General features: G+C 62.5%; 29 protein-coding genes, 1 pseudogene and 1 riboswitch. Of the genes and pseudogenes, 15 read left to right on the forward strand and 15 right to left on the reverse strand.

What is annotated here, in order from left to right:
- Position 1 precedes the first annotated feature (1 nt).
- From BLV47_RS04530 to BLV47_RS04540, 3 genes are all read right to left on the reverse strand, one after another.
- Entirely contained in the window at positions 2-952 is a 951-nt protein-coding gene (locus tag BLV47_RS04530) for a YbgA family protein (protein ID WP_092310382.1), read from the reverse strand.
- 120 nt (positions 953-1,072) lie between these two features.
- Entirely contained in the window at positions 1,073-1,288 is a 216-nt protein-coding gene (locus BLV47_RS04535) for a TIGR02450 family Trp-rich protein (protein WP_092310385.1), read from the reverse strand.
- Positions 1,285-2,271, reverse strand: coding sequence for an NAD(P)/FAD-dependent oxidoreductase (locus BLV47_RS04540; protein WP_092310388.1), 987 nt, complete (start codon positions 2,269-2,271; stop codon positions 1,285-1,287). Before BLV47_RS04540 ends, BLV47_RS04535 begins: the two co-directional genes overlap by 4 nt.
- A gap of 194 nt (positions 2,272-2,465) precedes the next feature.
- Between BLV47_RS04540 and BLV47_RS04545 the strand changes: the two genes are divergently transcribed.
- Both BLV47_RS04545 and hemH read left to right on the forward strand, forming a co-directional pair.
- The gene (locus BLV47_RS04545) at positions 2,466-3,368 is read left to right on the forward strand and encodes a TIGR01777 family oxidoreductase (protein WP_092310391.1); all 903 of its coding nucleotides are present in this window, start codon (positions 2,466-2,468) and stop codon (positions 3,366-3,368) included.
- A 13-nt stretch (positions 3,369-3,381) separates the two neighbouring features.
- The gene (gene hemH / locus BLV47_RS04550) at positions 3,382-4,407 is read left to right on the forward strand and encodes a ferrochelatase (protein WP_092310394.1); all 1,026 of its coding nucleotides are present in this window, start codon (positions 3,382-3,384) and stop codon (positions 4,405-4,407) included.
- Positions 4,408-4,463: 56 nt separating this feature from the next.
- On the opposite strand, the gene BLV47_RS04555 is transcribed toward hemH, so the two are convergent.
- Positions 4,464-5,738 carry a uracil-xanthine permease family protein gene (locus BLV47_RS04555; RefSeq protein WP_092310397.1) on the reverse strand — a complete coding sequence of 425 codons (1,275 nt, stop codon included), beginning with the start codon at positions 5,736-5,738 and terminating at the stop codon, positions 4,464-4,466.
- 2 nt (positions 5,739-5,740) lie between these two features.
- Positions 5,741-6,379 (reverse strand): uracil phosphoribosyltransferase, encoded by a 639-nt coding sequence (upp, locus tag BLV47_RS04560; protein WP_011063386.1) that lies wholly within the window; start codon positions 6,377-6,379, stop codon positions 5,741-5,743.
- A 165-nt stretch (positions 6,380-6,544) separates the two neighbouring features.
- Here upp and BLV47_RS04565 point away from each other — a divergent pair, with 165 nt between their 5' ends.
- The 4 genes from BLV47_RS04565 (at position 6,545) to BLV47_RS04580 (ending at position 8,509) form a co-directional block, all read left to right on the forward strand.
- The gene (locus tag BLV47_RS04565) at positions 6,545-7,102 is read left to right on the forward strand and encodes a hypoxanthine-guanine phosphoribosyltransferase (protein WP_042941423.1); all 558 of its coding nucleotides are present in this window, start codon (positions 6,545-6,547) and stop codon (positions 7,100-7,102) included.
- Between the two features lie 3 nt (positions 7,103-7,105).
- Entirely contained in the window at positions 7,106-7,579 is a 474-nt protein-coding gene (locus BLV47_RS04570) for a WbuC family cupin fold metalloprotein (RefSeq protein ID WP_092310400.1), read from the forward strand.
- A 93-nt stretch (positions 7,580-7,672) separates the two neighbouring features.
- A complete protein-coding gene (locus tag BLV47_RS04575) occupies positions 7,673-8,158 on the forward strand; it encodes a hypothetical protein (RefSeq protein ID WP_016965965.1) in 486 nt (161 codons plus the stop codon).
- A 63-nt stretch (positions 8,159-8,221) separates the two neighbouring features.
- Positions 8,222-8,509, forward strand: a complete 288-nt coding sequence (locus tag BLV47_RS04580; protein ID WP_092310403.1) for a PA4642 family protein — start codon at positions 8,222-8,224, stop codon at positions 8,507-8,509.
- Positions 8,510-8,576: 67 nt separating this feature from the next.
- Here BLV47_RS04580 and mqo read toward each other — a convergent pair whose 3' ends face one another.
- Positions 8,577-10,088, reverse strand: a complete 1,512-nt coding sequence (gene mqo, locus BLV47_RS04585) for a malate dehydrogenase (quinone) (protein ID WP_092310406.1) — start codon at positions 10,086-10,088, stop codon at positions 8,577-8,579.
- A 736-nt stretch (positions 10,089-10,824) separates the two neighbouring features.
- The gene (locus tag BLV47_RS04590) at positions 10,825-11,058 is read right to left on the reverse strand and encodes a hypothetical protein (protein WP_092310409.1); all 234 of its coding nucleotides are present in this window, start codon (positions 11,056-11,058) and stop codon (positions 10,825-10,827) included.
- A 206-nt stretch (positions 11,059-11,264) separates the two neighbouring features.
- On the opposite strand from BLV47_RS04590, the gene BLV47_RS04595 reads away from it, so the two are divergent.
- On the forward strand, positions 11,265-11,849 hold the full coding sequence (locus tag BLV47_RS04595; RefSeq protein WP_060841003.1) for a YajG family lipoprotein: 585 nt from the start codon (positions 11,265-11,267) through the stop codon (positions 11,847-11,849).
- An 89-nt stretch (positions 11,850-11,938) separates the two neighbouring features.
- On the opposite strand, the gene BLV47_RS04600 is transcribed toward BLV47_RS04595, so the two are convergent.
- Positions 11,939-12,145 carry a hypothetical protein gene (locus tag BLV47_RS04600; RefSeq protein WP_092310412.1) on the reverse strand — a complete coding sequence of 69 codons (207 nt, stop codon included), beginning with the start codon at positions 12,143-12,145 and terminating at the stop codon, positions 11,939-11,941.
- A gap of 188 nt (positions 12,146-12,333) precedes the next feature.
- Between BLV47_RS04600 and BLV47_RS04605 the strand changes: the two genes are divergently transcribed.
- Positions 12,334-12,621 carry a hypothetical protein gene (locus tag BLV47_RS04605; protein WP_177431187.1) on the forward strand — a complete coding sequence of 96 codons (288 nt, stop codon included), beginning with the start codon at positions 12,334-12,336 and terminating at the stop codon, positions 12,619-12,621.
- A 65-nt stretch (positions 12,622-12,686) separates the two neighbouring features.
- Here the strand turns inward: BLV47_RS04605 and BLV47_RS04610 are convergent, their stop codons facing one another.
- Positions 12,687-13,853: a 1-acyl-sn-glycerol-3-phosphate acyltransferase gene (locus BLV47_RS04610; RefSeq protein WP_092310415.1), complete on the reverse strand. Its 1,167-nt coding sequence runs from the start codon at positions 13,851-13,853 to the stop codon at positions 12,687-12,689.
- A 139-nt stretch (positions 13,854-13,992) separates the two neighbouring features.
- Here BLV47_RS04610 and BLV47_RS04615 point away from each other — a divergent pair, with 139 nt between their 5' ends.
- From BLV47_RS04615 to BLV47_RS04625, 3 genes are read left to right on the forward strand one after another with little or no spacing between them, the layout of a single operon-like run.
- The gene (locus tag BLV47_RS04615) at positions 13,993-14,175 is read left to right on the forward strand and encodes a CPXCG motif-containing cysteine-rich protein (protein WP_016967048.1); all 183 of its coding nucleotides are present in this window, start codon (positions 13,993-13,995) and stop codon (positions 14,173-14,175) included.
- Between the two features lie 15 nt (positions 14,176-14,190).
- Complete coding sequence (locus tag BLV47_RS04620; RefSeq protein WP_092310418.1) at positions 14,191-14,451, forward strand: putative signal transducing protein; 261 nt, start codon at positions 14,191-14,193, stop codon at positions 14,449-14,451.
- A gap of 35 nt (positions 14,452-14,486) precedes the next feature.
- Entirely contained in the window at positions 14,487-15,107 is a 621-nt protein-coding gene (locus BLV47_RS04625; protein WP_092310421.1) for an SOS response-associated peptidase, read from the forward strand.
- 88 nt (positions 15,108-15,195) lie between these two features.
- On the opposite strand, the gene BLV47_RS36890 is transcribed toward BLV47_RS04625, so the two are convergent.
- Both BLV47_RS36890 and BLV47_RS36895 read right to left on the reverse strand, forming a co-directional pair.
- A complete protein-coding gene (locus BLV47_RS36890) occupies positions 15,196-16,038 on the reverse strand; it encodes a methyl-accepting chemotaxis protein (protein WP_371261320.1) in 843 nt (280 codons plus the stop codon).
- A gap of 12 nt (positions 16,039-16,050) precedes the next feature.
- Positions 16,051-17,400, reverse strand: a pseudogene (locus BLV47_RS36895) (methyl-accepting chemotaxis protein); the annotation flags it as partial.
- Between the two features lie 211 nt (positions 17,401-17,611).
- On the opposite strand from BLV47_RS36895, the gene BLV47_RS04635 reads away from it, so the two are divergent.
- Entirely contained in the window at positions 17,612-18,430 is an 819-nt protein-coding gene (locus BLV47_RS04635) for a M48 family metallopeptidase (protein ID WP_092317037.1), read from the forward strand.
- A gap of 84 nt (positions 18,431-18,514) precedes the next feature.
- On the opposite strand, the gene BLV47_RS04640 is transcribed toward BLV47_RS04635, so the two are convergent.
- The 3 genes from BLV47_RS04640 to BLV47_RS04650 form a co-directional block, all read right to left on the reverse strand.
- Positions 18,515-19,099 (reverse strand): TMEM165/GDT1 family protein, encoded by a 585-nt coding sequence (locus BLV47_RS04640; RefSeq protein WP_047285503.1) that lies wholly within the window; start codon positions 19,097-19,099, stop codon positions 18,515-18,517.
- 91 nt (positions 19,100-19,190) lie between these two features.
- Positions 19,191-19,314, reverse strand: a riboswitch (yybP-ykoY riboswitch).
- A gap of 51 nt (positions 19,315-19,365) precedes the next feature.
- The gene (locus BLV47_RS04645) at positions 19,366-20,364 is read right to left on the reverse strand and encodes a class I SAM-dependent methyltransferase (protein WP_092310427.1); all 999 of its coding nucleotides are present in this window, start codon (positions 20,362-20,364) and stop codon (positions 19,366-19,368) included.
- Between the two features lie 30 nt (positions 20,365-20,394).
- Positions 20,395-21,360, reverse strand: a complete 966-nt coding sequence (locus tag BLV47_RS04650) for a 2-hydroxyacid dehydrogenase (RefSeq protein ID WP_092310430.1) — start codon at positions 21,358-21,360, stop codon at positions 20,395-20,397.
- 84 nt (positions 21,361-21,444) lie between these two features.
- On the opposite strand from BLV47_RS04650, the gene BLV47_RS04655 reads away from it, so the two are divergent.
- On the forward strand, positions 21,445-22,074 hold the full coding sequence (locus BLV47_RS04655; RefSeq protein ID WP_092310433.1) for a LysE family translocator: 630 nt from the start codon (positions 21,445-21,447) through the stop codon (positions 22,072-22,074).
- Here the strand turns inward: BLV47_RS04655 and BLV47_RS04660 are convergent.
- Positions 22,058-22,831: an AraC family transcriptional regulator gene (locus BLV47_RS04660; protein ID WP_092310436.1), complete on the reverse strand. Its 774-nt coding sequence runs from the start codon at positions 22,829-22,831 to the stop codon at positions 22,058-22,060. The genes BLV47_RS04655 and BLV47_RS04660 overlap by 17 nt on opposite strands.
- A gap of 85 nt (positions 22,832-22,916) precedes the next feature.
- Here BLV47_RS04660 and BLV47_RS04665 point away from each other — a divergent pair, with 85 nt between their 5' ends.
- Both BLV47_RS04665 and BLV47_RS04670 read left to right on the forward strand, forming a co-directional pair.
- Positions 22,917-24,101, forward strand: a complete 1,185-nt coding sequence (locus BLV47_RS04665; RefSeq protein WP_092310438.1) for an MFS transporter — start codon at positions 22,917-22,919, stop codon at positions 24,099-24,101.
- A gap of 146 nt (positions 24,102-24,247) precedes the next feature.
- Positions 24,248-25,930 (forward strand): fatty acid--CoA ligase, encoded by a 1,683-nt coding sequence (locus BLV47_RS04670; protein WP_092310441.1) that lies wholly within the window; start codon positions 24,248-24,250, stop codon positions 25,928-25,930.
- Positions 25,931-26,141: the final 211 nt, after the last annotated feature.

Here is a 26,141-nt window from a genome sequence, read left to right on the forward strand (position 1 = left end):
CTCAGATCGCGTTGCGCAGGCTGAGGTTTTCCGGGTGCGGCTGCAGGTACAGCTGCTGGGCAATGTAGGGATCGGGGTGCTGGCGGAAGTGGTGCTTGAGCAGGGTCAGGGGCACCACCAGCGGCACGATGCCGTGACGATACTGACCAATGACATGTTGCACTTCCTGTTTGTCCGCGCTGCTGATGGCCTGCTTGAGGTAGCCGCTCAGGTGCAGCAGCACATTGCTGTGGGTGCCGCGGGTCGCGCATTTGCTCAGCGCCGTCATCAGCTCGCTGAAGTAGCGCGGACCGATCAGATTCGGATCGCTCTTGCCCATGCTGCCCAGCAGATTGCCCAGGGTCTTGTACTGCACCGGATGGTGGGCCATCAGCAGGTATTTGCAGCGCGAGTGGAAGTCGGTGAGGGCGCGGCGAGTCAGGCCTTGCTTGAGCAGCGCCTGCCAGTCGCGATAGACGTAGACCCGAGTCAGGAAGTTTTCCCGCAGCACCGGATCGTTCAGGCGCCCGGCTTCTTCCACTGGCAGATCGGGATGTTTCTGGCAGAACGCCTGGGCATAGATACCGCGACCGCCGTTGCGGTGGGGAATGCCGTTGGCCTGGTACACCTTGACCCGCTCCAGGCCGCAGGACGGCGAGTTCTGCATGAAGATGTAGCCGCAGATGTCATCGACCTCGGCGGCCATGCGTTGGCCGTATTCGACCAGGGGCTGGGTGACGTCCAGGCTGGGGTCCACGGTGCCTACGGCCCTTGGCTGCTCGGGGTCGCCGACCAGTCGGATGGGTTCGCGGGGGGTGCCCATGCCGATGGCGACTTCCGGGCACAGGGGCACGAAATCGAAGTGTTCGCTGAGGACTCGACTGCACAGGCGGGACTCTTTGTGTCCTCCGTTGTAGCGGACTTCTACGCCCATCAGGCAGGCGCTAATGGCAATTTTCGGCTTGGCGGACATGCTGCAACCTCCAGGGCTTACCTGTACAAAAACGCAACGTTGTACAACTTTTCTTCATCATAGAATTAAAGTTGTACAAGTCAAATTGTTTGTATAGGTATTGCCCTGCAGTCGGGCCGGTTACCGCCAGCCCATTCGCCACTCGCTATCGTTCTGCAGGACTTGCCAGCTCAATCGCTGGCAGCGTCGGGTGAGCACCGCTTGCAGTTCGATGTCCAGCACGGTGCCTTCTTCATCGCAGAAAAGTTCGGTGACCAGAAAATGCTTCTCGCGGCGTTGCGGGTGGGCTGCCGTCCACTTCGACAGCAGCAGTTTGCGGGGGTTGAGTCGATTCACTGCAGGCTCTCGTGCAGCCGGCGCGCGGCCTCCTGGCCACTGAGCCAGGCGCCTTCGACCCGACCGGATAGGCACCAGTCGCCGCAGGCATACAGCCCCAGGTCGGCGTCGGCCAGGGCGCCCCATTCATGGCTGGTGGCCGGGCGGGCATAGAGCCAGCGATGGGCCAGGCTGAAGGTCGGGGCGGGCATGACGCTGTGCAGCAGCTCGGCGAAGGCCCCGTGCAATTGTTCGGTCACGGCCTCCTTGGAGAGGTCGATGTGCTGCCGGCTCCAGGTGCTGGTGGCATGCAGGATCCAGGTGTCGAGGTGGCTATCGCGTCCAGGCTTGCTGCGGTTGCGGGCCAGCCAGTCCAGCGGGCTGTCCTGGACGAAGCAGCCTTCCATCGGGGTTTCCAGGGGGGTATCGAAAGCCAGGGCCACGGCCCAGGTCGGGTCCATTTTCACCCCGGCGGCCACCCCGGCGAGCTTCGGCGCGGCAGCCAGCAAAGCGGTGGCTTGCGGCGCCGGCGTGGCAATCACCACATGGCTGAAGGGGCCATGGGTAAAGCCTTCGGCGTCTTGCAGGTGCCAGTGTTGTTCGCCACGGAAGACCTCGGTGATGCGGCAGGCGAAGTGCACTTCGACATCGCCGATCAGGGCGCGGGTGATGGCGCTCATGCGTGGTGTGCCCACCCAGCGGGTCTGCTCGTCGGGGGAGGGGCTGAGCTGGCCGCCGTGGGAGTTGTAGAGTTGCGGTGCCCATTCGGCGACCCAGCCCTTGGCTTGCCAGCGCTGGACTTCGGTGACGAAACGACGGTCGCGGGCGGTAAAGTACTGGGCTCCCAGATCCAGGCTGCCGGCATCGCTGCGTTTGCTCGACATGCGCCCACCGCTGCCGCGGCTTTTGTCGAAGAGTTGGATGCTGTGCCCGGCATCTCGCAGTGCCTGGGCGGCAGAGAGTCCGGCGATGCCGGTACCAATGATTGCGATGGGTACTGTCATAGGGGCCTCGTTTACCAGTCTGTACAGATTACGCCGCTACTAAAACCTGTACAATATTGTTTTTTGGTATAGCTTTCGGCGTCATCGGTTGTGCAGGTTGTCTATCGTTAAATCACAGCCTGTCCGATTGAAAAGATCCCTGCTTATAAAAATAGACTAGTGATTCGGGTAAAACGCCACGCGAGGAAGATGTCATGCATATATTGCTGACCGGCGGTACTGGTTTGATCGGGCGTGCGCTGTGTCGTTACTGGCAGGCCCAGGGTCACCAATTGAGTGTATGGACGCGCCATCCCGAAAAAGTGGCCGCTTTGTGCGGCCCCCAAGTGCGGGCCATCAGAACTTTGCAAGAGCTGGACCAGGCGCCGCTGGATGCGGTGATCAACCTGGCCGGAGCCCCGATCGCCGATCGGCCCTGGACCCACAAGCGCAAGGCGCTGCTGTGGGGCAGCCGTATTGCCCTCACCGAAACCCTGCTGGCCTGGCTCGAAAGTCGCCAGAGCAAGCCCAAGGTTCTGGTTTCGGGGTCGGCGGTTGGCTGGTACGGCGACGCAGGGGAGCGGGAACTGAGTGAGGATTCGCCACCGGTCAATGAAGACTTTGCCAGCCAGCTGTGCATCGCCTGGGAAGAAACGGCCCAGCGTGCCGAAGCCATGGGGGTGCGTGTGGTGCTGGTGCGCACCGGTTTGGTGCTGTCTGCCGAGGGCGGCTTTTTGTCGCGCTTGCTGCTGCCATTCAAGCTGGGACTAGGCGGCCCTATCGGTAGCGGTCGGCAGTGGATGCCGTGGATTCATATCGACGACCAAATTGCCCTGATTGATTTTCTTGTGCATCAGGATGAGGCACGGGGTCCTTATAATGCCTGCGCGCCGAAGCCGGTGCGCAACCGCGAATTCGCCAAGAGCCTGGGGCGGGTGCTGCACCGGCCGGCGCTGATGCCGCTGCCGGGCTTTGTCTTGCGCCTGGCCCTGGGTGAGTTGTCGTTGCTGTTGCTGGGCGGCCAGCGTGCCGTTCCCGCGCGTTTGCTGGAGGCGGGATTCACTTTCCAGTTCACTGATTTGTCCGCGGCCCTGGACGATATTGCCAGCCGCCTTTGAAATAGGACGTTGCATGACCGATCACGCGTTGCTCCTGGTCAATCTCGGTTCGCCGGCCTCCACTTCGGTGGCAGATGTGCGCCGCTACCTCAACCAGTTCCTCATGGACCCCTATGTCATCGACCTGCCCTGGCCGGTGCGGCGGTTATTGGTGTCGCTGATCCTGATCAAGCGCCCGGAGCAGTCGGCCCATGCCTACGCCTCGATCTGGTGGGAAGACGGTTCGCCGCTGGTGGTGCTCAGTCGCCGCTTGCAGCAGGTGATGAGCGAGCAGTGGAAGCAGGGTCCGGTAGAGCTGGCGATGCGTTACGGCGAACCTTCGATCGAGTCGGCGCTGCTCAAGCTGGTGGCCCAGGGACAGAAGAAAATCACCCTGGCCCCGCTTTATCCACAGTTCGCCGACAGCACCGTGACCACGGTGATCGAAGAGGCCCGGCGCGTGGTGCGCGAGCGCAAGCTGGATGTGCAGTTCAGCGTGCTGCAGCCGTTCTACGATCAGCCCGAGTACATCGAGGCCCTGGCGGCCAGTGCCAGACCTTACCTGGCCCAGGAGCATGATCATCTGCTGCTGAGCTTCCACGGTCTGCCGGAGCGGCACCTGACCAAGCTCGACCCTACCGGTCAGCATTGCTTCAAGGATGCCGACTGTTGTCGCAACGCTTCTCCCGCGGTGCTGGCCACCTGTTACCGCGCCCAGTGCCTGCGAACGGCATCGGCCCTGGCCGAGCACCTGGGGCTGGCGGATGGCACATGGTCGGTGTCGTTCCAGTCGCGCTTGGGCCGGGCCAAGTGGATCGAGCCCTACACCGAGACGCGCCTTGATGAACTGGCCAAGCAGGGCGTGAAGAAGCTCATGGTCATGTGTCCTGCGTTTGTCGCCGATTGCATCGAGACTCTGGAGGAGATCGGTGATCGCGGGCGCGAGCAGTTCCGTGAGGCGGGGGGCGAGGATCTGCTGTTGATCCCGTGCCTGAATGACGACCCGCAATGGGCGCAGGCCTTGAACACCTTGTGCGCGCGGGCGCCGTTGGCGTTGTAAGCGGCTTCGCCGGCAAGTCGACTCCTGCGAGGCGACGGCTTGCCGGCGAAGGTGCTTTAGATCAAAGGCTCGTCGGCCTTCTTGTTCTTCCAGCTGTCATTACCCGGCAGTACCAGGTTCAGCGCGATGGCGACGATGGCGCACAGGGCGATGCCCTTGAGGCCGAAGTCGTCCGGACCGGTGCCGGTTCCCACCAGCACGCCGCCAATCCCGAACACCAGGGTCACCGAGACGATCACCAGGTTGCGGGCTTCGCCCAGATCGATCTTGTGGCGGATCAGGGTGTTCATGCCCACCGCGGCAATCGACCCGAACAGCAGGCAGAGAATCCCGCCCATCACGGGCACTGGAATGCTTTGCAGCAGGGCGCCGAACTTGCCGATAAAGGCCAGGGAGATGGCGAAGACCGCCGCCCAGGTCATGATTTTCGGGTTGTAGTTCTTGGTCAGCATCACTGCGCCAGTGACTTCGGCGTAGGTGGTGTTGGGCGGGCCGCCGAACAGGCCGGCTGCGGTGGTGGCGATGCCGTCACCGAACAGGGTGCGATGCAGGCCGGGCTTCTTCAGGTAGTCGCGACCGGTGACACTGCCCACGGCAATCACCCCGCCGATGTGTTCGATGGCCGGAGCCAGGGCCACAGGAACAATGAACAGGATCGCCTGCCAGTTGAACTCCGGTGCGGTGAAGTGTGGCAGTGCCAGCCAGGGCGCGGCGGCGATCTTCGCGGTGTCCACCACGCCGAAGTAGAAGGACAGGGCAAAGCCCACCAATACCCCGGAAATGATCGGCACCAGACGGAAGATGCCCTTGCCGAACACCGCCACGATCAGCGTGGTGAGCAGCGCCGGCATGGAGATCATCATGGCCGTCTGGTAATGGATCAGCTCGCTACCGTCACCGGCCTTGCCCATGGCCATGTTGGCGGCGATGGGGGCCATGGCCAGGCCGATGGAGATGATCACCGGACCAATGACCACCGGTGGCAGCAGGCGATCGATGAAACCTGTGCCCTTGATCTTCACTGCCAGGCCGAGAAAGGTGTAGACGAAGCCGGCCGCCATCACGCCGCCCATGGTCGCCGCCAGGCCGAACTGGCCCTTGGCAAGAATGATCGGGGTGATGAAGGCAAAGCTCGACGCCAGGAATACCGGCACCTGGCGCCCGGTTACCAGTTGGAACAACAGAGTTCCGAGACCCGCCGTGAACAGCGCCACGTTCGGGTCAAGACCGGTAATCAGCGGCATCAACACCAGGGCGCCAAAGGCCACGAAAAGCATCTGCGCACCAGACAGCACCTGGCGCCAGAGCGGATCGTTGAACTCATCCTGCATGATCAGGAGTCCTTCTGCTTGGTGCCGAAGATCTTGTCACCGGCATCACCCAGGCCAGGAATGATGTAGCCATGTTCGTTGAGCTTCTGATCGATGGACGCGGTGTAGATGGTCACGTCAGGGTGCGCCTGTTCCACGGCGGCGATGCCTTCGGGAGCGGCCACCAGGACCATGGCGCGGATGTCGCGGCAGCCGGCTTTTTTCAGCAGGTCGATGGTGGCGACCATGGAGCTGCCGGTGGCCAGCATCGGGTCGATGATCATCGCCAGGCGCTCGTCGATCTCCGGTACCAGTTTTTCCAGGTAGGTATGGGCCTGCAGGGTTTCCTCGTTGCGGGCCACGCCCACGGCGCTGACCTTGGCGCCCGGGATCAGGCTCAGCACGCCTTCGAGCATGCCGATACCGGCGCGCAGGATCGGCACCACGGTAATCTTCTTGCCGGCGATCTTTTCGACCTGGACCGGGCCGCACCAGCCCGGGATTTCATAGCTTTCCAGGGGCAGGTCTTTGGTGGCTTCGTACGTCAACAGGGCACCGACTTCCTGAGCGAGCTCGCGAAAGTTCTTCGTGCTAATGTCTGCGCGGCGCATAAGGCCAAGTTTGTGTCGGATCAGCGGATGGCGGATCTCACGGATGGGCATAGGGAAAGGCTCCGGCGGCGGGCAAAAAAAACGGCCTAGATTAATCTATCCGGGGTGGTTGTCCTATAGACATAAAGTACGTTAGTCCAGAAACGCTTGATCTGATCGGGCCGGATGCGTACCTTTGCCCGCTTTTCCGAAACTGCCACCCCCTTGGAGAGCGCCATGTCCGCTGATCTCGAGCATATCCGTCAAATCATGCGCGAGGCTGACTGCCTGTACACCGAAGCTGAAGTCGAGGCGGCCATCGCCCGTGTCGGTGCACAAATCACTGAAGAACTGGCTGAGCGCAATCCGGTGGTGTTCTGCGTCATGAATGGTGGCCTGATCTTCGCAGGCAAACTGCTGACTCACCTGCAGTTCCCCCTGGAAGCCTCCTACCTGCACGCCACCCGTTATCGCAACGAAACCAGCGGTGGCGAGCTGTTCTGGAAGTCCAAGCCGGAAGTCTCCTTTATTGACCGCGACGTGCTGATCATCGATGACATCCTCGATGAAGGTCACACCCTGGGCGCGATCATCGACTTCTGCAAACACGCCGGTGCCCGCGCCGTGCACACGGCGGTGCTGATCGACAAGGAACACGATCGCAAGGCCCGTCCGGACCTCAAGGCCGACTACATGGGCCTGCCTTGCGTCGACCGTTACGTCTTCGGCTACGGTATGGACTACAAGGGCTACTGGCGCAACGCCGCCGGCATCTATGCCGTGAAAGGGATGTAAGACATGACCGGGCCAAGCTTTCTCGATCAAGCGTTGTTCAGCGACCTGGCTGAGAAGGCCGCGGCCAATCCCCGTGGGCGCCAGCATCACAACTTCCACGCCATGGAAGAGCCTTGCCATCGCATGGCGGTGGCGCTGCAACCCTCGACCTATGTTCCACCGCACCGGCACCTGAGTGCCGACAAGGCCGAGACACTGCTGGTGCTCAAGGGGCGGCTGGGCGTGCTGATTTTCGATGAGGCGGGCCAGGTAATGGGCAAGCGCGTCTTGCAGGCTGGTGGTGACTGTGTCGGGGTCGATCTGCCGGCCGGAGTCTTCCATGGCCTGGTGGCGCTTGAAGCCGACAGCCTGATGTTCGAATGCAAGGCCGGTCCTTATCGTCCGGTCGGTGAAGGCGAACAGGCCGCTTGGGCGCCCCGGGAAGGTGATCCCGGGGTCGCCGAATACCAGGCCTGGATGCGCGCTCAGTTCGACTGAGGGTGTCTGCGCAGCCTGCGTTGCGATCACAGGTCGTGAGGATTTGCAGCGAAAACCCGTGCTAGAGTGCTCAGCCCTTGATTGGAGCCTGTCATGAGCCTGTTGATTCGCACTAGCGCGGCCCTTCTTCTGAGCTTGAGCCTGCCCCTGGCAGCTGCCCCGGCGCCTCTGCACGGGCAGTTTCTGCCGCCTGATGACCTGACTCTTCGCGACTCGGTTCCTGAACAGCAGCAGCTGTTGCAGGTCACCGAGTATTCGGTGGTAATCGGCAGCCAGCGTCAATCCAATCAGCAGCCGATTCCGGTGACATCGCCGGTGTGGGTGCGGCTCAAGGGCAAGCCGCTGAACAAGGGCGCCACCATCAGCCAAGTGCTGGTGAATTTCGACGGTGAGAGCAAAAGCCTGAAAAAGCCCCAGTACGACGCCAAGACCAGGACCCTGACCCTCTATTACCCCCTGGCTCAGTATCGGGCGGTGATGGACCTGTTGCGTAACGACACTGTGTATTGCCAGTTCCTCAGCTACGCCAATGGCCATATCTGGGCCGACTTGCATACCGGCAGTGTGCGTCCGCGTTGAGGCCCGAGGCAGGCTGAGGGTAAACTGCCGGCCCCGTGTAATGTCTGCGAGCTGGAGTCGGCAATGCGTAAAGATAAGAAACAAGTGATTGGTGACGAGATCAGCGACGAGCAGATCAAGTTGTTCCTCGATTTCGAGCCGGTCGACGCCACTTCGCCGTCCCTGCACAAGCTGATCAAGGCCTATCGTGGCCTGCGCATCGACGATTTCGAGCGTTTCCTGGTCTTCTTCCTCGCCGCCGGCCTGGATCTGGACGGCAAGGATGAGCACGGCCAGACCTTCGTTGACCTGATCAAGGATCAGCGCAACGCCGCCGACTACATCGAGCTGATCAACAACGCTCGCGGTTGAGTCGTTCAGCAGGCGAAAAAAAACGCCCCGTCCTTTGCAGGCCGGGGCGTTTTTTATGGGCGGCAGATCAGGCGCAGCTTTCGGTTTCCTTGCTTGGCTCGACCAGCTCCAGGCTCAGGTTATTTTCGCTGTTGATCTTGTGATACAGCGCCGCGTCGGTTTCCAGGGCCTTCTCCCGCGCCGGGAAAATTTCCTTGAGCTTGGCGGCCCATTCGCCGCTGGCCTTGGTCGGGAAGCAGCGTTCGATCAGTTCCAGCATGATCGACACGGTCACCGAAGCGCCCGGAGATGCGCCGAGCAGGGCGGCCAGGGAACCGTCCTTGGCTGCTACCAGTTCGGTGCCGAACTGCAGGATGCCGCCTTTCTTCGGGTCTTTCTTGATGATCTGTACCCGTTGCCCGGCCACTTCCAGGCGCCAGTCCTCGGCCTTGGCCTCGGGGTAGAAGCGGCGCAGGGATTCCAGGCGTTGTTCCATGGACTGCATGACTTCGCTGACCAGGTACTTGGTCAGGTCCATGTTGTCCCGGGCCACGGCCAGCATCGGGCCGATGTTGCCGGCGCGAACCGACATCGGCAGGTCGAGGAACGAGCCGTGCTTGAGGAACTTGGTGGTGAAGCCGGCATAAGGTCCGAACAGCAGGGACTTCTTGCCGTCGACCACGCGGGTGTCCAGGTGCGGCACCGACATCGGTGGCGAACCCACGGCGGCCTGGCTGTAGACCTTGGCCTGGTGCTGCTTGACCACTTCCGGGTTGTCGCAACGCAGCCACTGGCCGCTCACCGGGAAGCCGCCAAAGCCCTTGCTTTCTTCAATGCCGGAAGCCTGCAGCAGCGGCAGGGCCGCGCCACCGGCGCCGAGGAACACGAACTTGGCGTCGACTTCGCGGCTGTTGCCGCTGTTGACGTCCTTGATGCTCACGGTCCAGCCGTTGTCCTTGTTGCGCTTGAGGCCGGTCACGCGCTTGCAGTACTTGACCTGGGCATCGGGGGCGCTGGTCAGGTGCTTGAGCAACTGGTTGGTCAGGGCGCCGAAGTTGACGTCGGTGCCATTGATCACGCGCGTGGCGGCGATGGTTTCGTCCGCCGGGCGGCCCGGCATCATCAGCGGCATCCACTCGGCCATCTTGGCTTTGTCTTCGGTGTATTCCATGTCGGCGAAGGCGTGGTGCTGGCTCAGCACTTCAAAGCGCTTCTTGAGGAAGGACACACCTTTGTCGCCCTGCACGAAGCTCAGGTGCGGCACCGGGCTGATGAAGGACTTGGACGAGCCGAAGGTGCCTTTCTTGGTCAGGTAGGACCAGAACTGTTTCGACACTTCGAACTGGGTATTGATGTGCACGGCTTTCTTGATGTCGATGCTGCCATCGGCGGCCTGTGGCGTGTAGTTCAGCTCACAGAGGCCTGCGTGGCCGGTACCGGCGTTGTTCCACGGGTTGGAACTCTCCGCGGCACCCGAATCCATCAGCTCGACGACTTCCAGCTTGATTGCGGGGTCGAGCTCTTTGAGCAGTACAGCAAGGGTGGCACTCATGATGCCGGCCCCGACCAATACGACGTCTACTGCTTCGTTATGCGCCATTAACGCGTCTCCAAAATCTGCAGCACCAAATTGACGGCATGGCTGCCAGGAGTGACGGGGCGGTTCACGTTATGCCCCAGGTTACCCATGGCCAGGATCGCCATGTCCGAATCTTCGCAATTCTTTGCAACTACTGCGGACGCTGCCAACCGGGCCTCAAGGTGCATATGAACGCATCTCGGGGCGCCTCGGGCAATTCGACTTATGGTCGATACATCCGCTCGTGCAACCAAATCCGTCAGCGGACAGGCTTCAAGCACCAGTTCTTGAGGAGTGCTCGGTCCTGTGTAATCGGGCTGTTGTAGAGGCCAATGGTGCCAGTTCAGACGCAAAACTATTCATTTGCTCGCCACACTCTTGTGAAGTTGTGAAAACCCGTTTTTTCACGCTCTTTTGAAGACGTGAACCTCAAAAAAGGGCTGCCTCGGCCTGGCACCTGGCCCGAGCGGTGTTGCCGGCATGCAAGGCACGCGGGCACAACGGGCAAATTTCAGTGGCCGAGCAATGGCAGCTCTGCAGATTCGCGAAAAGTGGAGGTTTGCAAGGTGGTACAGCAAGCACGCCAGCTTCACTCGATCTGTGTGGGCGGCTCTCTGTGGGCGGTGCGGGGTGCCAATGCAGTGGCGTTGGCGGTACTGCGAGGCCCGATCAGGAGACGTCCTTATAATCGGGGGGAGATTGTAACGAAGAAATGCGCAGAAATGATCCTGTTTCGTGACTTTTATTAGGTTGTTGGTCAGGTGGCCAGTATCGGTTGCACCACAGGGCCGGTGCTGTGTGGGCTGATCCGGGCACTGGCGGGCAATGGCTGGTGCAACCAGTTCAGGCGAACTTCCTGGATTTCCACCCAGCCGTCGCCCACCGGGACGGCGAGACAATGCTTGAAGGCCTGGCAGCGTCCCTGGCTGTCGAGCAAGGCGAAGCTGCGAAATGACTGACGCGGGGCGAACAGTGAGCGAAGGAAGTTCATGACCAGGCACCTGATTGTGTCATTGACGATAAGAATGTCCTTGAGTCGTTGCATCCTGATGTATCGCGGGTGAAAGGCAGGTTACAGGAACCCGTTTTTACAGCACCTGTCTGAGTCTTGACTAACTCGTGCCCGACGCTGGTTCGTCGCGGTTGTGCACCGCTATACTGCGGGCCTGTTTGTGCCTGATTCCTGGAGAGATGAGCATGTTGCAACGCCTGTTGTTCGGTTTGATCACTGTGACCAGCCTGTCGCTGGTGGGTTGCGCCCACAGCCCGCAACAACTGAGCCCGGAGCCGAAGCTCACCACTCAGCTGGCGCCCGTCGGCCATGGTCAGCCGGTGGTGGTGAAGGTGGTGGATGGACGTCCTTCGCCGACCCTGGGCACCCGTGGCGGCCTGTATCCGGAAACCAGCGCCATTACCGTGCAGAGCGCGCAGATCCTGCCGAAGCTGCAGGCCCAGGCCGAAGCGGCGGTGCGCCTGCTGGGCTTCACCCCGACGGCTGGCGGCAGCAACGCTCCGCAATTGACCGTGACCCTGGCCGAGCTCAAGTACCAGTCGCCTAAAGAAGGCCTGTACGTGACCGAGGCCACCATCGGCGCGACCTTCCGTTCCGATGTGCAAAACGCCAACCGCCGCTACAGCGGTCGCTATGGCGCGTCCCTGGACCAGCGTTTCGGCATGGCGCCGAACCAGGACACCAACACCAAGCTGGTGGGTGATGTGTTGAGCGATGCGCTGACCCGCCTGTTCAAGGACCCGACCATCGGTCAGATCCTCGGCGAATAAGGCGCTGCAACGGACCTGGGGCCGTTGCCGACCCAGTCGACAGAAGCCCGGTTGCCCTTCAGGGAACCGGGCTTTTTGCTGGTCGTGTTTCAGGCTGCCTCGACGTATAGGTCCAGCATGCTGATGCCCGTCAGCAGGTCGGTTTCCGGGAGATCCGCGTGCTGATGCCCACCCAGTGCGCAATACACCAGCCAGTGCCGGTCCTGAACATTGAAGGCCAGGGCGCCCACCAGCGCCTGCTGTTCTTCGCTGGGGGTGATCAGGTAGAGGCGATCCTGGTTTTCTGCGTGCAGCATGACAAGCTCCGTGGGTTTCGAGGGGCGCCAGACTGGCTTGTTTGGATGACGAAAAGATGACGCTTTAAATTAATTGCCCCGTGCCTCGTTACTGGTCGGAAAGGCCCCCGCGATTCGACGGGGATTGAGTAGAATCCGCGCGCGGGTTCACTCGACGACCCGAATGCGGTTTTCCTTCGAGGTTCATGATGTCGCTGCAACTGATCTGGTCGATGTTCAACGCCCACCCCGCCAAATTGATCAACCTGCTGGCCCTGTTGTTCGCCTGCCCGGGCAGCTGGTTGCTGCATGCCACCCGCCGCCGCGAGCAGCGGGCCCTGGCCAACCTCGCCACCCAGAGTGAAGACCGGGCCGTGGATCAGCCGCTGCTGATGCTGGATCCCGCCACTTTGCGCATCAATCGTTTCTTCTATCGTTTCGGTTTCGCCTGCCTGGGGCTGGCGCTGCTGGTGTCCTGGATCAGTACGCGTTTCTGATCCAGCCTGCACTGCAGAGACGACAACGGCGCCCATGGGCGCCGTTGTGCGTTGCGGGGCCGCGCTTACAGCGGCAGGCCGGCCTTGACCCGATACTGGTTGCGTACCGGGTTGGCGTACTGCAGCACCAGATAAGGGCGGTGCTCCGGCGGACAGGCATCCAGTCGGCGCTGCCATTCTTCCTTGGCCTTGGCCAGTTCCTGCGCCGGGAACACCTCGGCGGCGGCCGGAACCTGCAGTTGCGGGTCGGCGTCGCTCCACTGGGCGTAGGCCAGGTAGTGCACCGGGAACAGGCGGTAGCCGCCGAGAATCTGCCGGTCCATTTCCATCGCCAGTTGCTTGGTGTCTTCGAACAGGGCGCTGACGGGAGCGGCGAAGTTCACGTGGACCCGGCCCTTGTAGCCGGTGATGCCCTTGGCAATGCTCACGTCGTCCTCGCCCGGGGCCTTGGTGTAGCTGCCGGTGGTGGCGCGGATAAACAGCTCGCGAGCCTTGGCCTGGTCGCAAGGGTCGTATTCGTAGCTGATGGACACCGGGGTCAGGTTCAGCGAGCGGATCACCTCGCCAAACGGCTCGTCCTTGCGGCTCATGTGGAACATCTTGAGGATCGCCGACTCGGTGCGGTCGTCGCCATCCTTGGCCCGGCCTTCAGCCTGGGCGATCCAGATCGACTGGCCGTCGTTGCGGATCGAGTGGTTGATATAGGCCGAAAGCAACTGGTAGGCCGCGAGTTTTTCCCGGCGCCCGCTGATGGAGCGGTGCACGATGAAACTCTTGTTCAGGCGCATCAGGTCGCTGACAAACGGCTTCTGCAGCAGGTTGTCGCCAATGGCGATGCGTGGCGTCGGCAGGCCGGCGTGATACACCGCGTAGTTGACGAAGGCCGGGTCCATGACGATGTCGCGATGGTTGGCCAGGAACACATAGGCGGTGCCCGATTTGAGCTGCTCGACGCCGGTGTAGGTCACGCCGTCGGTGGCGCGCTCGATGGTGTGGTCGACATAGAACTCGACCTTGTCCTGCAAGGTCGCCACCGAAGTGACTCCGGCGAACTCGCGGCGCAGGCGATGGGCGATCAGGGGTTTTAGCAGCCAGCCGAACGTGTTGGCAAAACGCGGGAAGCGAAAGTGGGTGAGGATATCTAGAAACGCCTTGTCGCTGAGCAGCCGGGCCAGCACCGCTGGTACTTCGCTGTCGTGGTAAGGTCGGATGGCATCGAATTCGCCCATCATGCTCTCTTGTTAGAAACGGCTAGGGTAAGTAAAGGTTCGGATCGAAAAAAAGCCGGGCGCGGTCTGAAAATGCGGATCAGACAAAAAAGCCCTGCAAATAGACCGGCGATTATACGCATAAGTCACTCTGGAGACGGCGATGCTGGAAACCGACCATTATCAGTGCCCTTACTGTGGCGAACAGGCGGAAGCGGTCCTGGACCTGTCCGCTGGCGACCAGACCTACATTGAAGACTGCCCGGTATGCTGCCGGCCGATAGTCTTCACGCTGCAGACCGATGGCCGGGAATGGATGCTCGACGTCCACAGTGAAAACGACTGACGGGGAGAGGCTCTCATGCAGCGCATCTACGAGCCGGAAAACCTGATGGAAGGCGAGTTGCTCCAGGGCATGCTGGCCAGCGAGGGCATCGAGTCCCACCTCCAGGGGCGCGATCTGCTCGGCGGGGCCGGGGAACTGCCGTTGTTCGGGTTGCTGGGGCTGTCGGTGCACGACCATCAGGCGCAGCAGGCACGCGCGCTGATCGCTGCGTACAATGCGGCCCTGCCATTGCCCTTTGACGAACCGGACAGCTTCGCCGGGGTGCTGGTCTGTTAGGCTGAGCGCCGATTTGCCGAGAGTTGTATTGCCCCATGTGTGGACGTTATGCCCTGTTTCGCTGGAACCCCGCCTTTGCCGCCTTGCCGGGATTTCCCGAGGATCAGCGCGCGCAGTGGAATATCTCGCCCAATGATTCGGTGCTGATCCAGCGCGCTGAAAACGGCCAGCGCACCCTGGCCCGGGCCCGTTGGGGGCTGACGCCGGCGTGGCTCACCGATCTGTCGCGTACCCCGGCCCATGCCCGGGCGGAAACCCTGGCCGAGCAGCCGATGTTTCGCCAGGCGTTTCGCGAGCGGCGTTGCCTGCTGCCGGCCAACGGTTTCTATGAGTGGCGTGGCGGCAGTCGCAAGCGGCCTTATTGGCTGACGCCGGGGGAGGGTTCGTCGATCTTCTTTGCCGCGATCTGGGAGGCCTATCCGGTGCAGGAGCAGGTCTGGTTGAGTACGGCGGTGGTGACGCAGGCCGCAGCCAATCTGCGCCGCCCGCTGATCCTCGACGCCGCCGGCCAGGACGCCTGGCTCGATCCGCAGACTCCTCTGCATGTGCTGCAGGCCTTGCTTGCCAGCCCGCCCGCCGCCTTGCGCGAGCGGGTGCTGGCCAATCTGGTCAACGACCCCAAGCTCAACGGCCCCGAGTGCCTGACCCCCGCGTAGGAGCAGACTTGCCCGCGAAGAGATCTCCTGGTTCCTGTCCAAACCCAGATCGCTTTCGCCGGCAAGCCGGCTCCTACAGGTTCGTGGGTTACACCTTGAACTGATTGATCAGGCGCCGTTGTTGCTCCGCCAGCTTGGTCAGCCCGGCGCTGGCTGCGCTGGACTCGTCGGCGCCGCCGGCCACTTCGTTGGCCACCTGGCCGATGTTGATCACGTTGCGGTTGATGTCTTCGGCCACGGCGCTCTGCTCCTCGGCGGCGCTGGCGATCTGGGTGTTCATGTCGTTGATCACCGACACGGCCTGAGTGATGGTTTCCAGGGCCTGGGCGGCCTTGGCCGCATGCTCCACGCTCTGGTCGGTCTTGTGCTGGCTGTCTTCCATGACCCGTACCACTTCCCGGGTGCCCTGCTGCAGTTGCTGGATCATCGACTGGATTTCTTCCGTGGCCTGCTGGGTCTTCTGCGCCAGGTTGCGCACCTCGTCGGCGACCACGGCGAAGCCGCGACCCTGTTCGCCGGCCCGGGCGGCCTCGATCGCCGCGTTGAGGGCCAGCAGGTTGGTCTGTTCGGCGATGCCGCGAATGGCGATCAGGATGGCGTTGATGTTCTCGCTGTCCTTGGCCAGGGTTTGCACCACGCCTACCGCGCGGCCGATTTCCTCGGCCAGGGCGCCAATGGCGCTGGAGGTGTCGCGTACGATCTGCATGCCCTGGCTGGCGGCCTGGTCGGCATGGCTGGCGGCTTGTGCGGCCTGGGTCGCGTTGCGCGCCACATCCTGGGCGGTGGCGGTCATCTCGTGCACCGCGGTGGCCACCTGATCGATTTCCACCATCTGTTTATGCACGCCCTGGTTGGTGCGAATGGCGATGTCGGCGGTGTGTTCCGAGGAGTCGCTGACGCTCTGCACCGAGGTCACCACCTGGCTGATCATCGCCTGCAGCTTGGCCAGGAAGGTATTGAAACCCTTGGCAATGGAGCCCAGCTCGTCGGCGCGGTCGCTGGTCAGGCGCCGGGTCAGGTCGCCTTCGCCCTGGGCGATGTCGTCGAGCATGGCCACCATCTGCCGCAGTGGCCGGGCGATGCCATGGCCCACCAGCCAGATCACCAGCAGGCCGAGGCCGGCTATGAGCAGGCCGACCATGGCCATGCCGAACGTGTCGGCCTTGCGCTGTTCGGCCAGATCATTCTGCAGGGTGTTCAGATCAGCCATCACCGCCCCAAGGGGCAGTTGCAGCATCAGGGTCCAGTTGGCGTCGGTCTGGCCGATGCCGAACGGCAGGTACAGGGCAATCTTGCCGTTGGCCTGGTCGACGTTGTAGGTCACTTCGCCGCGCTTGAGGCCGGACAGCCTGGCCACCGCGTCCGGGGGCAGCACATCGCTGACTTTCTCGCCGAACTTGCTCGAATCCTTGGTGTAGGCCACCAGGCGACCGTTGCCGCCAATCAGCGCCATCTCACCGGCTCCGCCGTAGAGCTTCTGATTGGCGCCCACCAGCATGTCCTGGATGAAGTTCACCGACAGGTCGGCGCCGACGATGCCCTGGAACTTGCCGTTGAGCAGAATGGGTTGAATAAAGGAGGCGAGCATCACCACCTTGTCGCCGACCTTGTACGGAGCGGGGTCGATGACGCAGGACTTGAGACTGTCCTGTGAGCACAGGTAGTACTCGCTGGTGCGCACGCCGGTGGAGAGCAGGGTTCTGTCGTTGACGTCGGCCAGTTTGTCCAGGCCCAGGCTGCCGTCTTCGTTGCGGAACCACCAAGGTAGGAAGCGCCCGTTGGTGGTGTCGATGCCCACCACCGAGGTGCCGACATAGGCCGCGTCGTTGTGGTCGATGGCATTGGGCTCCCAGGCGATGTAGGCGCCGAGGATCTTCGGGTTCTGGGTGACGTTTTCCTTGACCAGCGCGATCAGCTGTTCCCGGCTCAGGCTGAGGCCGGCGTGGCCTTGCGCATCCGCGGTGCCGAGCAGGGCGTTGACCCGCACCAGGCCGCCGGCAATCAGCAGCGGCGCTTCGAGTTCGCGCTGGATCTGGCTGACCTGGGTCTGGGCCAGGCCGCTCAGGCGCTGCTCGATCACCTGCTCGAACTGGGCCTGGGTGCGTTCTTGCACCATGTGCTGGGTCCTGGCTCCGGAGAACAGGGCATACAGCACCAGGGCTGCGACCACGCTGAGAACGATGGCTCCGGCCAGGGCGGCCACGGAAAACTGGATCGACTTGAACTTCATAGAGGCTCCGGGCGCAGGAATTGAGGTCTGCTGTGCTGTATCGGCCGCAGCCTCGCGGGTCATTAGCCTTGAGTGCACAAATGACTGTTTCAGAGTGATGCATGTCGTTATTGGAGGGGGCGCGCGCGGGCCGCTGGCGGCCTGGAGCGAACTGTGAATTTTTTCCTTCAGCGACCGAGCGGTATCTGAAATGCGACTCAATGGGTGTTTTACATCTGGCGCGGATACAGTTCCGCCCTTAGGATACGCGCCACGTTTTCAGGGAGGTTTCATGATGAAGAAGTCGTTACTGGTGTGCGCTCTGAGTGCTGCTGTTCTCCTGACCGGTTGTGAAACGGTCAATACCACCAGCGGTGGCGTGGTGGGTGTGGATCGCAAGCAGTCCATGTTCAGCATGGTGTCCAGTGCCGAGGTCAATCAGTCCTACGCCCAGTCCTACCAGGAGACCCTGGGTGAGGCCAGCAGCCAGGGCGTGCTGGACAAGACCAGTGCCAACGCCAAGCGCCTGCAGGTGATTGCCAACCGTCTGATCGCTCAGGCGCCAACCTTTCGCCCCGACTGCGCGCAGTGGAAGTGGGAAGTCAATCTGATCAAGAGCGATGAGCTCAACGCCAACTGCGGTCCTGGCGGCAAGATCATTTTCTACTCCGGCCTGATCGAAAAACTCAACCTGACCGACGATGAAATCGCCGCGGTCATGGGCCACGAGATTGCCCACGCCCTGCGCGAGCATGGTCGCGAGGCGATGTCCAAGCAGTACGCGGTCGGTGCCGGCAAGCAGATCGCTACCCTGTTCGGTGTGTCGCAGGAAACCGTTGCCCTGGGCGATAACGGCGTGAACCTGCTGATGACCCTGCCCAACAGCCGCGAGAACGAAAACGAGGCGGACCTGATCGGCCTGGAGCTGGCCGCGCGTGCCGGCTACAACCCGAATGCCGCCATCAGCCTGTGGAACAAGATGGGCCAGGCGGCTGGTGGTTCGGCGCCGCCTGAGTTCATGAGCACTCACCCGGCTTCCAGCAGCCGTATCGCGTCTTTGCAGGCGGCGATTCCCAAGGTGATGCCGTTGTATCAGCAGGCCAAGAAGTCCTGATCCAACGCTGCACTTTCGCTGACGCTTTCGCCGGCAAGCCGGCTCCTACAGGTTGTGTGGGAGTCGGTTTGCCGGCGATTTCGTTTACAGCCAGCCGCTGATCTGCATGGCCTTGTACACCGCCACCACGGCGAGGATGAAGAAGGCCGACGCCGCCAGGCGACGAATCAGGGTCAGGGGCAGTTTGTCCGCGGCGAAGTTGCCCGCCAGTACCACCGGTACGTTGGCAATCAGCATGCCCAGGGTGGTGCCGATGATCACCAGCCACAGGTCCGGGTATTGCGCCGCCAGCATGACGGTGGCGACCTGGGTCTTGTCACCGATTTCCGCCAGGAAGAAGGCGATCAGGGTGGTCAGGAACGGTCCGAACTTGCGGGCGGTCGTGGCTTCATCGTCATCCATCTTGTCCGGTACCAGGGTCCACAGCGCGGTGGCGGTGAAGCTGGCGGCAAGGATCCAGTGCAGGGTCGAATCCGAGAAGAAGCTGCCGAACCAGGCACCTACCGCACCGGCGGCCGCATGGTTGGCCAGGGTCGCGGCGACGATACCGGCGATGATCGGCCAGGGCTTGCGAAAGCGCGCGGCAAGAATCAGGGCGAGCAGTTGCGTCTTGTCGCCGATTTCGGCCAAGGCAACGATTGCGGTGGGAACGAGGAGAGAATCCAGCATCATCAGGGTTTTCCTAAGGGGCGGGTCGACACGGCTATGACACGTACAGCCTTCCCGCCCCGGGTAAGGTGTGCGTGTCATAGGTCTTGTCAAACCCTGCGGTCCGTCTGTGCGGACTCTTGGGTCGCATGCGCCATGGTCTGAGGACCAAGTATGTTGACGCATGCCGGACGAGCGTGGCGCTCGTGGGAGACTACTCCCCTAGGACGGAGCGGATTCTGCCTAGGCAAAATCCATTCGGCAAGCCTTGTCTGCGAAAAACCTTCTCAGCCGCGCTTGGCCCGGTAAATCCGGAAACCCTGGCCTTCGGCTTTGATCGCGCACGGCCCCAAGTGCTCTTCGATCAGCGGTTGGTAGCGCAGGAAGCTGTTGGCGACTACCCGTAGTTCGCCGCCTTTTTGTAGATGTTGGCTTGCTTTTCGCAGCAGGTTTTCCGTTGCCTGGTAGTCGGTGTGAACCCCGGTATGGAAGGGTGGATTGGTCAGGATGCCGTTCAATTCCATGGGCGCGGCGTCGATGCCATCACCGGTCAGCACCTCGGCTTGCAGACCGTTGGCGGCCAGGGTCAGGCGACTGCTGGCGGCGGCAAAGGCGTCCACATCCAGCAGGGTCACGCGGTTGTCCGGGTAACGGCGTTTCACCGTGGCGCCCAGGACCCCGGCGCCGCAGCCAAAGTCCAGCAGATGACCGGCGGGCAGGTGATCCAGGTGCTCCAGCAGCAACGCGGTGCCGCGATCCAGGCGCCCATGGCTGAACACGCCCGGCAGGCTGACGACCGTCAACGGACCTTCGGCCAGGGGCAGTTGGTATTCCTGGGCCAGGCTCTCCAGCGCCAGCGCTGCGGGAGCGTTGGCAACCGTGACCTGCCACAGTTGGCAGTGGCGCGCGCTGTCGAGCTTGCGCGGTTTGCCGAAGGGGTTGAGTTGCCTGGCGGCGCTTTCCACGCCGCTGCGCTTCTCGCCCACCAGGTACAGCTCGCGCCCGGCCAGGCGCGAGGCCAGGGCATTGAGCAGGTAGTCGGTCAGGTCCTTGGATTTGGGCAGAAACAGCACGGCGCTGTCGAAGGCCTCGGCCGGCGCGGCTACGCCGAAGTGGCAGCGCCCCGGAAAGCGTGCCTCCAGGGCCGCGTGGTCACCGGCGTGCCAGCTCCAGCCCCGGGCGTTGGGCAGGCGGCCCAGCAGATCGTCCGCGGCCAGGCCGGCCAGCAGCAGTGAGCCTTGAAACAACTCAGCCTGGCGTAACAGTACTTCGCTGCGTGTATCCATGATCCGCCCCCAAAAAAGTGGCGAAGTTTATCAACTCACGACCCGCAGCGGGGCGCCACTGAAGAAGGCCCGGGCATTTTCCGTCAGCTGACCGACGATCCGCTGGCGGGCCTCGCGGCTGCCCCAGGCGTTGTGCGGGGTAACGATCAGACGCGGGATATCACCGGCCAGCAGGGGATTGCCGGCCACCGGCGGTTCGACGCTCAGCACGTCGGTGGCCGCGCCGCCCAGATGGCCGCTGCGCAGGGCATCGGCCAGGGCCTGTTCGTCGATCAGGCCGCCGCGGGCGGTGTTGATCACCAGGGCGCCGGGCTTGAGCAGGGCCAGCTCCCGGGCACCGATGAAGTTCCGGGTGTGTTCGTTGAGTGGGCAGTGCAGGGTCAGGGCATCCACTTGTGGCAGCAGTTCCTCCAGCGGCAGGCGATCCGCTCGCGCCGGGCGTCCGGGGATCTGACCCAATACCACGCGCATGCCAAAGGCTTCGGCCAGGCGCGCCACGGCGCTGCCCAGTTCGCCATTGCCCAGCAGGCCGAGGGTCTTGCCCGCGAGTTCGATGATGGGGAAGTCCAGTAGGCAGAACTGCTTGGCCTGCTGCCAGCGACCGGAGGCCACCGCCTTTTGGTAGTCGGCAACCCGAGTGGCGAGATTGAGCAGCAGCATCAGGGTGTGCTGGGCCACCGATGGCGTGCCATAGCCCTGGCAGTTGCTGACACAGATGCCTTGCTGGCGGGCCGCGTTCAGATCGACATTGTTGGTGCCGGTGGCGGCCACCAGGATCAGTTGCAGATCGGGGCAGGCCGCCAGGGTTTCGGCGCTCAGGACGACCTTGTTGCTGATGACCACCTGAGCGCCTTGCAGGCGCTCGATCACCTGCTCCGCGGGGGTCTGGGCATGCACTTGCAGGGGGCTGAAGCAGTCGTGCAGCGCACTCAGGTCCAGGTCGCCCAGGTCCAGCGAGCTGTGATCGAGGAAGACGGCGCGGCGATTGTTGGTCATGAACTGTACCTTTTGCACGGGAGATCTAAGGCGTAATCTGCCGAGCCTAACAGATGAAATAATTAGACATACACAGGAGCCTGCATGTACCTCACCGAGTTCTTGACCGTTGCCCTGATCCACTTGCTGGCGGTGGCCAGCCCCGGCCCGGATTTCGCCGTGGTGGTGCGCGAAAGCGTGACCCACGGCCGTCGCGCCGGCACCTGGACCGCCCTGGGCGTGGGCTGCGCAATCTTCCTGCACGTGGGTTATTCACTGCTGGGGATCGGCCTGATCGTTTCCCAATCCATCGTGCTGTTCAACGCCCTGAAGTGGCTGGCGGCCGCCTACTTGCTGTACATCGGCTTCAAGGCCCTGCGCGCCCAGCCGGCCAAGCCGGCGGTGGACGATCTGCATAAGGAAGCCGGGGCGCGGACCGCCCGCGGAGCCTTCACCTCGGGTTTTGTCACCAATGGCCTGAACCCCAAGGCGACCCTGTTCTTCCTCTCGCTGTTCACCGTGGTGATCAATCCGCACACGCCCCTGGCGATCCAGGCCGGTTACGGGGTCTACCTGGCGGCGGCGACCGCGCTCTGGTTCTGCCTGGTGGCGATGCTGTTCAGCCAGCAGCGGGTTCGTGCCGGCTTCGCCCGCATGGGCCATTGGTTCGACCGCACCATGGGCGCGGTGCTGATCGCCATCGGTGTGAAACTGGCCTTCACCGAGATGCATTGAGTGCGCTGAGCTGGTTCAGGGTCGCCACGTAATGCCGTGGCGTGTCCCCCAGCAGGCGGCAGAACATCGCGCTGAAGGCCCGGGCGCTGCCATATCCCAATGAGTCCGCCACGCTGTGCACGCTTTCCCCGGCGAGCAGGCGGGGCAGGGCTTCCATCAGGCGCAGTTGCTGGCGCCAGGCATTGAAATTCATCTGCACCTGCTGTTGAAACAGCCGCGCCAGGGTGCGCGAACTGGCACCGACCTGCTGTGCCCAGTCTTCCAGGGTGTGGGGATGGTCCGGGGTCTGCAGCAGGGTTCGGCAGATGCTCTGCAGGCGCCGGTCCTGGGGCATGGGAATGTGCAGGGGCAGGTTCTCCAAGCCAGCGATCTCTTCCAGCATCAATTGTTGGATCAGCGGGTTTTCCGCCTGCTCCGGCCCTTGCACCGCCCGCAGGATCAGCTCCCGCAGCAGGGGTGTCACCGCCAGCACACAGCACTGTTGCAAGGACGGCGGAGACAGGTGCGCGGCAATGAACAAGGAGCGCATGCGGACCTCGCCGACCATGAAGATTTCATGTTCCACCAGAGGGGGGATCCACACCGCGCGGGTTGGCGGAATCACCCAGGCGCCTTGGGCGGTGACCACGCGCATGGTGCCGCAGGCGGCGTAGAGAAACTGCGCTTCGCGATGGCGATGGGAGGGCTGGTGGGCGGCATCGGGATAGTCGCGGGGATAGGCGCTCACCGGGCCGTGGTGGAAGTGGCTGATTAACATGTCCGATCCAATGACTTTGTTGTCAGGAATGCTGTAAACAGCCAACTTAGCATAGGCGGCACAACCACCAACCTTGTGTGCCGCCATGAATCAAGCTCGAAACGTTATCCGCTACGTCAACGCCGCCCATGTCATCGATCACATGTTCATGCTGATCTTTCCCGCCGCCGTGCTGGGCATGACCCAGGCCTTTGCCCTGGACTATGCCGCGCTGATCGGTCTGTCCCTGGGCGGTTTCATCGCTTTTGGCGCCTGTTCGCTACCCGCTGGCTGGCTGGGGGATCACTGGAGCCGACGACAGATGATGTTGCTGTTCTTCTTCGGCATCGGCGCGGCGTCGATCCTTACCGGCCTGAGCAACAGCCCGACCCTGTTGGTGATCGGCCTGACCCTGATGGGGGTGTTCGCTGCGATCTACCACCCGGTGGGCACGGCCATGCTGGTGGCCTATGCACAGAATCGTGGACGGGAGATCGGCATCAACGGCATGTGGGGCAATCTCGGCGTGGCTTTTTCGGCGCTGATCAGCGGTTTTCTGGTGGCCCGGTTCGGCTGGCGTTCGGCTTTTATCCTGCCGGGAGCGGTGGCGATCCTGCTGGGAATCGGCTTTGCCTGGCAGGTGCGTGACGAACCGGTGCCGGTACGGCCCCACGTCGGCTTGAAGGGCAAGGGCGGGCAGCAGATCTCCATGTTCCTGGTGTTCGGTGTCTTGGCCCTGGCCACGGCCACCGGCGGGGTGGTGTTCAACGCCACTACCATGACCTACCCCAAGCTGTTTCAGGAACGCCTGCACGAGCTGTTCACCTCGCCGCAGACCCTGGGCCTGGTGGTCAGCCTGGCCTATGCCTTCGGTGCGGTGGCGCAGTTGACCATTGGCCGGGTCTTGCATCGTTTCAGCCTGAAGTGGCCTTTTATCGTCTTGACCCTGTTTCAGGCGCCGCTGCTGCTGGCCATGGCCCACAGCGAGGGCTGGAGCGTGATCCTGCTGGGGGCGGCCTTCATGTTCGTGGTGTTTGGCCAGGTCACGGTGAATGACGCCATGGTCGCCAACTTCGTCGCGCCGCAGTGGCAGTCGCGGGTCTTCGCCCTGCGTTACTGCCTGTCGTTCGGGGCCAGCGCCACGGCCATTCCGTTGATTGCCCTGGTGGAGCCGCGCCAGGGTTTGAGTGGCCTGTATCTGATCCTCGCCGGGTTTGCCGCGCTGACCTTTGCCGCTGCGCTGGCGTTTCCCCGGACTCCGGCCGAAGCGGCGGTGGGACAGAGCGCTTGATCTGAGGCAGAGCCGCACCAATGCTGGCTTGGAGCTAGTATTTGTACGGCTCTGCAAATCATCCCTTTGGCTGATTTAGCAGGCGCACAGGCACTCTAGAGTGAGTATTCTCCAGCTACGACCGAGCCGTCAGAAAAGGGATTCTTATGTTGCAGACTCGTGTTATCCCCCCCGCCGAAGGCGCCTATCAATACCCGCTCCTGATCAAGCGGCTGCTGATGTCCGGCAGTCGTTACGAGAAAACCCGCGAGATCATCTACCGCGATCAGTTGCGCTACACCTATCCGACCCTGATCGAACGTGTGGCGCGCCTGGCCAACGTATTGACCGCCGCCGGGGTCAAGGCCGGCGACACCGTGGCCGTCATGGACTGGGACAGCCATCGCTACCTGGAGTGCATGTTCGCCATCCCGATGATTGGCGCGGTGATCCACACCATCAACGTGCGCCTGTCGCCGGAGCAGATCCTCTACACCATGAACCACGCCGAAGACCGTTTCGTGCTGGTCAACAGTGAATTCGTCGGTCTGTACCAGGCCATCGCCGGGCACCTGACCACGGTGGAGAAAACCCTGCTGCTCACCGATGCGCCGGAGAAAACCGCCGAGCTGCCGAACCTGGTAGGGGAATACGAGACATTGCTGGCTGCTGCCAGCCCGCACTATCAGTTCGAGGATTTCGACGAGAATTCGGTGGCCACCACCTTCTACACCACCGGCACCACCGGCAATCCCAAGGGGGTGTATTTCACCCATCGGCAACTGGTGCTGCACACCCTGGGCGTGTCCACTGTCATGGGCGCCATCGACAGCGTGCGGCTGCTGGGCACCAACGATGTGTACATGCCCATCACCCCGATGTTCCACGTGCATGCCTGGGGCCTGCCCTATGTGGCCACCATGCTCGGGCTCAAGCAGGTCTACCCGGGGCGCTACGATCCGGAGTACCTGGTGGAGCTGTGGCGTCGGGAAAAGGTCACCTTCTCCCACTGCGTGCCGACCATCCTGCAGATGGTGCTCAATGCCAAGGCGGCCCAAGGCACCGATTTCGGCGGTTGGAAGATCGTCATCGGCGGCAGCTCGCTGAACCGTGCCCTGTATGAGGCGGCCAAGGCCCGGGGCATTCAACTGACTGCTGCCTACGGCATGTCGGAAACCGGTCCGCTGGTGTCCTGTGCCCACCTCAATGATGAGTTGATGGCCGGCAGTGAAGAAGAACGCACCACCTACCGGATCAAGGCCGGGGTGCCGGTGCCACTGGTGGAAGCGGCGATCATCGATGCCGAAGGCAACTTCCTGCCGGCGGACGGTGATGCTCAGGGTGAACTGGTGCTGCGGTCGCCCTGGCTGACCGAAGGCTATTTCAACGAGCCGCAGAAGGGCGCCGAGCTGTGGGAAGGCGGCTGGTTGCACACCGGCGATGTGGCGACCCTGGACAGCATGGGGGTGATCGACATCCGTGACCGGATCAAGGACGTGATCAAGACCGGGGGTGAGTGGATCTCGTCCCTGGACCTGGAAGACCTCATCAGTCGCCACGCGGCGGTACGCGAAGTAGCTGTGGTGGGCATTGCCGATCCGCAGTGGGGCGAGCGCCCGTTCGCCCTGCTGGTGATCCGCGAGGGTCATGCCATTGGTGCCCGCGAGCTCAAGGAGCATCTCAAGCCATTCGTGGAATTGGGTCACTTGAGCAAGTGGGCGATTCCCAGTCAGATTGCCCTTGTTACTGAAATTCCCAAGACCAGCGTTGGCAAGCTCGACAAGAAGCGCATCCGCGTTGACATCAGCGAATGGCAAGCCAGTAACAGCACCTTCCTCTCCACGCTTTGAGCGTCCTCTGCCGTGCCCGCCGGGGCACGGCATGCCCATCCGGCAAGCCTTTGTCTTGTGCTCGCGAGATTTTCAGCCATCCTTACCGCGCCGTCATTCAACGGCTGTGGCAAAGGGTTGTTCCAGCGCGGTGGGTGGTTGCAAATCACACTTTAGAGGGATCAAGCAGTAATCCCCGCTGGATATAGTCCGTTCACGGATTTTTCTGAAG

Origin of the sequence: Pseudomonas saponiphila, from assembly GCF_900105185.1 — a bacterium.
Classification (GTDB): Bacteria; Pseudomonadota; Gammaproteobacteria; order Pseudomonadales; family Pseudomonadaceae; genus Aquipseudomonas; species Aquipseudomonas saponiphila.

Bases quoted from the DNA above. Each gene is read 5' to 3' on its own strand.
- BLV47_RS04530 (WP_092310382.1), bottom strand. From the start codon at position 952: ATGTCCGCCAAGCCGAAAATTGCCATTAGCGCCTGCCTGATGGGCGTA.
- BLV47_RS04540 (WP_092310388.1), bottom strand. From the start codon at position 2,271: ATGACAGTACCCATCGCAATCATTGGTACCGGCATCGCCGGACTCTCT.
- BLV47_RS04545 (WP_092310391.1), top strand. From the start codon at position 2,466: ATGCATATATTGCTGACCGGCGGTACTGGTTTGATCGGGCGTGCGCTG.
- hemH (WP_092310394.1), top strand. From the start codon at position 3,382: ATGACCGATCACGCGTTGCTCCTGGTCAATCTCGGTTCGCCGGCCTCC.
- BLV47_RS04555 (WP_092310397.1), bottom strand. From the start codon at position 5,738: ATGCAGGATGAGTTCAACGATCCGCTCTGGCGCCAGGTGCTGTCTGGT.
- upp (WP_011063386.1), bottom strand. From the start codon at position 6,379: ATGCCCATCCGTGAGATCCGCCATCCGCTGATCCGACACAAACTTGGC.
- BLV47_RS04565 (WP_042941423.1), top strand. From the start codon at position 6,545: ATGTCCGCTGATCTCGAGCATATCCGTCAAATCATGCGCGAGGCTGAC.
- BLV47_RS04570 (WP_092310400.1), top strand. From the start codon at position 7,106: ATGACCGGGCCAAGCTTTCTCGATCAAGCGTTGTTCAGCGACCTGGCT.
- BLV47_RS04575 (WP_016965965.1), top strand. From the start codon at position 7,673: ATGAGCCTGTTGATTCGCACTAGCGCGGCCCTTCTTCTGAGCTTGAGC.
- BLV47_RS04580 (WP_092310403.1), top strand. From the start codon at position 8,222: ATGCGTAAAGATAAGAAACAAGTGATTGGTGACGAGATCAGCGACGAG.
- mqo (WP_092310406.1), bottom strand. From the start codon at position 10,088: ATGGCGCATAACGAAGCAGTAGACGTCGTATTGGTCGGGGCCGGCATC.
- BLV47_RS04590 (WP_092310409.1), bottom strand. From the start codon at position 11,058: ATGAACTTCCTTCGCTCACTGTTCGCCCCGCGTCAGTCATTTCGCAGC.
- BLV47_RS04595 (WP_060841003.1), top strand. From the start codon at position 11,265: ATGTTGCAACGCCTGTTGTTCGGTTTGATCACTGTGACCAGCCTGTCG.
- BLV47_RS04600 (WP_092310412.1), bottom strand. From the start codon at position 12,145: ATGCTGCACGCAGAAAACCAGGATCGCCTCTACCTGATCACCCCCAGC.
- BLV47_RS04605 (WP_177431187.1), top strand. From the start codon at position 12,334: ATGTCGCTGCAACTGATCTGGTCGATGTTCAACGCCCACCCCGCCAAA.
- BLV47_RS04610 (WP_092310415.1), bottom strand. From the start codon at position 13,853: ATGATGGGCGAATTCGATGCCATCCGACCTTACCACGACAGCGAAGTA.
- BLV47_RS04615 (WP_016967048.1), top strand. From the start codon at position 13,993: ATGCTGGAAACCGACCATTATCAGTGCCCTTACTGTGGCGAACAGGCG.
- BLV47_RS04620 (WP_092310418.1), top strand. From the start codon at position 14,191: ATGCAGCGCATCTACGAGCCGGAAAACCTGATGGAAGGCGAGTTGCTC.
- BLV47_RS04625 (WP_092310421.1), top strand. From the start codon at position 14,487: ATGTGTGGACGTTATGCCCTGTTTCGCTGGAACCCCGCCTTTGCCGCC.
- BLV47_RS36890 (WP_371261320.1), bottom strand. From the start codon at position 16,038: ATGATCAGCCAGGTGGTGACCTCGGTGCAGAGCGTCAGCGACTCCTCG.
- BLV47_RS04635 (WP_092317037.1), top strand. From the start codon at position 17,612: ATGAAGAAGTCGTTACTGGTGTGCGCTCTGAGTGCTGCTGTTCTCCTG.
- BLV47_RS04640 (WP_047285503.1), bottom strand. From the start codon at position 19,099: ATGCTGGATTCTCTCCTCGTTCCCACCGCAATCGTTGCCTTGGCCGAA.
- BLV47_RS04645 (WP_092310427.1), bottom strand. From the start codon at position 20,364: ATGGATACACGCAGCGAAGTACTGTTACGCCAGGCTGAGTTGTTTCAA.
- BLV47_RS04650 (WP_092310430.1), bottom strand. From the start codon at position 21,360: ATGACCAACAATCGCCGCGCCGTCTTCCTCGATCACAGCTCGCTGGAC.
- BLV47_RS04655 (WP_092310433.1), top strand. From the start codon at position 21,445: ATGTACCTCACCGAGTTCTTGACCGTTGCCCTGATCCACTTGCTGGCG.
- BLV47_RS04660 (WP_092310436.1), bottom strand. From the start codon at position 22,831: ATGTTAATCAGCCACTTCCACCACGGCCCGGTGAGCGCCTATCCCCGC.
- BLV47_RS04665 (WP_092310438.1), top strand. From the start codon at position 22,917: ATGAATCAAGCTCGAAACGTTATCCGCTACGTCAACGCCGCCCATGTC.
- BLV47_RS04670 (WP_092310441.1), top strand. From the start codon at position 24,248: ATGTTGCAGACTCGTGTTATCCCCCCCGCCGAAGGCGCCTATCAATAC.